Origin of the sequence: Cellulomonas sp. A375-1 (assembly GCF_001040865.1) — a bacterium.
GTDB classification, from domain to species: Bacteria; Actinomycetota; Actinomycetes; order Actinomycetales; family Cellulomonadaceae; genus Cellulomonas; species Cellulomonas gelida.
The window spans coordinates 9406-12527 of sequence record NZ_LFKW01000100.1 but is presented as its reverse complement, the minus strand read 5'-3'; the positions used below and the strand labels follow the sequence as shown (position 1 = coordinate 12527).

Annotated in this window: 3 protein-coding genes and 1 pseudogene; 2 read left to right on the top strand and 2 right to left on the bottom strand. The window is 76.0% G+C overall.

Going from position 1 to position 3122, the window contains the following annotated elements:
- The coding region (locus tag CWIS_RS10480) for a hypothetical protein (protein WP_197080823.1) at positions 1-904 on the bottom strand (904 nt) is incomplete at its 3' end.
- A gap of 347 nt (positions 905-1251) precedes the next feature.
- On the bottom strand, positions 1252-1557 hold the full coding sequence (locus CWIS_RS10475) for a thiamine-binding protein (protein WP_048343233.1): 306 nt from the start codon (positions 1555-1557) through the stop codon (positions 1252-1254).
- Positions 1558-1707: 150 nt separating this feature from the next.
- Between CWIS_RS10475 and CWIS_RS10470 the strand changes: the two genes are divergently transcribed.
- Together CWIS_RS10470 and CWIS_RS18920 are read left to right on the top strand one after the other, a co-directional pair.
- Entirely contained in the window at positions 1708-2139 is a 432-nt protein-coding gene (locus tag CWIS_RS10470) for a pyridoxamine 5-phosphate oxidase (RefSeq protein WP_231583788.1), read from the top strand.
- Between the two features lie 226 nt (positions 2140-2365).
- Positions 2366-3122 (top strand): annotated as a pseudogene (locus tag CWIS_RS18920) (hypothetical protein); the annotation flags it as partial.

The following is a 3122-nucleotide window of genomic DNA, read 5'->3' as shown; positions in this document are numbered from 1 at the left end:
CCGGGGTGCGGCTCGTCGTCTGAGCCACCGGACGGTGCGCTCCCGGCTGCGGGGGCCGGGCGGTCGTCGGCTGGCTGGGGCCCGAGGGGAAGGCGGAGGTGGACGGCAGGCCCGAGCCGTACGGCGAGCCGCCGTTCGCTGCACCGCCGTTCCTTGTGCCGCCGTGACCTGTGCCGCCGTGGCTCGTACCGAGTCCGGGGAGGCTCGGTGTGGCGCCGCCGAGCGGTGCCGGCGGGCGGCGACGGCCGTCCTCGTACGCCATGGCCGTCGCGAACGACGCCTCGCTCGACCGGACCAGCCGCAGCGCCGTCGGCTCGACCGGGCGCCGCACGTTCTCGTGCCGCGCGAGCGGCGAGACGTCGAGGAACCGGCGGTCGTCGACGCCGCGGACCACGCCGAGCTGCAGCACGTCCACGTGCCGGCCCGGGCCCCGCAGGTAGCTCAACGTGTCGCCCGCCTCGGTCGCGACCTCCGAGCAGATCACGACGAGGCGCACGCCCTCACGCCGGCTCGTCGCCATCCCGTACGCCACCTGGTCGCGGAACGCCGCGAAGTCCACCGCGAACCGGTCGGGGTCCGCGTGGTACGAGCGCGCCAGGTCGGTGCCCGTCATGCGCGCTGCCGCGCCCGCGTGCCGCAGCGCCGCGACGACCGCGTCGTCGTCCAGCACCTGCACGGCCTCGAGGACCACCGCGCGGCCCGTCGCGTCCAGCGCGAGGAGCTCGGGCAGGTCCGCGTGGTCCGGCGCGCTCGAGCGGTGACGCACCGGGAACAGCGGCTCCCCCGCGATCGCCGCGAGGTGGTGCGTGAGCAGCGACGCGAGATCCTGCGCGAACGACCCGGGCAACGGCTGCATCGGCTGGACGAGGCGCGGGCGACCGTCGTCGAGCTCGAACAGGGGCATCCGGTCCCGGCCTTCCTGGGGCGCGCGACGTCCGACCGGCGCGGTCTCTGCGCCCTGCCCGGGCGTCTGAGGTCCTCGTCCCGGCGTTCGTGGCAGCCCCGACGACGGTGTGCACGCGGAAGTTCCACGTGTCAGCGACACTCTGGCACGTGCGCGCATGTCCGGTCTGTCCGCCGGACGGGTCGAGTTGACCGCCCGCGACGGCCGTGCGGGTGACGTACCGGGGCAATCCTCGCCCTGACGGGGACGCATGTCACGCGTCGGCGCTCGTGTCGGCGCAGCGAGGACGCCCCGGGCCGCTCGCCGCTCTCGCGATGCGTCTGCCCCCCGAGGCCCGTCGGCCCCCGTCAGGCGTCGCGGAGCGCGTCCTCGACCCGAGCGACCTTGCCCTCGAGCTCGCCGACGTGGCCGGGCCGGATGTCGGCCTTCAGGACGAGCGAGACCCGCGAGCCGAACGGAGCGACCGCCTCGGTCGCGCGCCTGACGACGTCGAAGCAGGCGTCCCAGTCGCCCTCGATCGTCGTGAACATCGCGTCGGTCCGGTTCGGGAGACCGGACTCCCGCACGACCCGGACCGCCGCCGCGACGGCTTCGGAGACGGAGCCGTCCGCACGGCCGGTTCCGCTGGGGGCGACGGAGAAGGCGACGAGCATCCCCCGACCCTGCCCGTCTGGCGGCCGGGACGCAACGGCTGGTCCGACGTGTGTGGCCCGACGCGTGCGGGGTCCGACGCCTCGGGTCCGGCGCGTGTGGGTGGTCGGAGGTTCGATGGGCGGATGACGGCACGAGTGCGATGGGCGGACGTGAGGCGTGACGCGCCGGACCTGGCGGCGGTGGTCGAAGCGCTGTTCAGCGCGGGGACGAACAAGACGATGGCGACGCTGCGGGCCGACGGCTCGCCGCGGATCTCCGGCACCGAGCTCGAGCTCGGTGACGACGTGACGCTCGGCATGATGCCGGGCTCGGTCAAGCTGCAGGACGTGCTGCGCGACCCGCGCGTGGCCGTGCACAGCCCGACGCTCGAGCCGCCGTCGGACACGACGCAGTGGCTGGGCGACGCCAAGCTCGCGGGTCGGCTGGTCGAGGTCGCCCGGCCCGCCGAGGGGCCACCGGGGGCGTACTTCGCGCTCGACGTCACCGAGGTGGTGCACACGCGGCTCGACGAGTCGGGCACGCGGCTGGTCGTCACGTCGTGGCACCCCGGGCGCGGGACGACGACGTTGTCGCGCGACTGACACGGGGGGCGGGAGGACGACGCTGTCGCGCGGCTGACACGCGGGGCGGGGGACGACGTCGTCGCGCGACTGACACGCGGGGCGGGGCGACGACGTCTCGTGTGACCGCGGGGTGCGATGCGGCGTGGGAGGCTCGCTCTCCGCCGTCGCGATGGCCGTCCCACCGTGACCCCTCGCTGTCCACAGGGCCGGCCTGGCACGTCGAACCTTCCCTAGAATCGTACGTATGTTCGATCCATGGGGGCCGGGTGGCGTGGGCGCGGTGCTGGGCGGCGCGCGCTCCGGCAGTGCCGCTCCGCGGGCCGAGGACGTGCTCGCGGAGCTGGAGGACCTGCGCGAGCGCCTCATGGGGCTCGCGCGTCGCGCGGCTGACGCCGATCGGTGGACCGGTGCGCAGCGTGCCATTGCGCTCGGGACGCTCGACCGGCTCGCGGCGCTCGTCCCCGCGGTGCGCGCGCCGGTGCTCGCGGCCCACCAAGCGGCGGCAGCGGCTGCGGGCGCCGAGCGGGAGCTCGCCGACACCCGGGCGCGGCAGACGGGCTCGTCCCGCTGGCAGGTCGCGACGCAGGTGCGCACCGCCGAGGCGCTCACCCGCCTGCCGGACGTGCGCACCGCGATGGCCGAGGGTCGTGTGCGCGAGGGGCACGCCGACGTGCTCGCCCAGACACTCGCGGAGGCGCCCGCGCAGGTGGCGCAGGCGCTCAGCACCGCCGAGGGGCAGGCCGCGGTGGTCGACCTCGCGCAGGGCGTCGACTCCCGTGAGTTCGGGCGCGGGCTCGCCGCCTGGGTGGCCGCGCAGCACCCCGCGCACCACGCGGACCAGCGGGAGGCGCACCGCCGCGCCCGGTTCCTCACGCTGACGCATGCGGCCGAGGGGACGTTCCTGCGCGGCCGGCTCGACCCGCTCGCGGGCGCCCGCCTGCAGCGCGCGCTCGACGCGACCGGCCACCGCCCCGACGAGGACCGGACGCCTGAGCAGGCAC

Bases quoted from the DNA above. Each gene is read 5' to 3' on its own strand.
- CWIS_RS10475 (WP_048343233.1), bottom strand. From the start codon at position 1,557: ATGCTCGTCGCCTTCTCCGTCGCCCCCAGCGGAACCGGCCGTGCGGAC.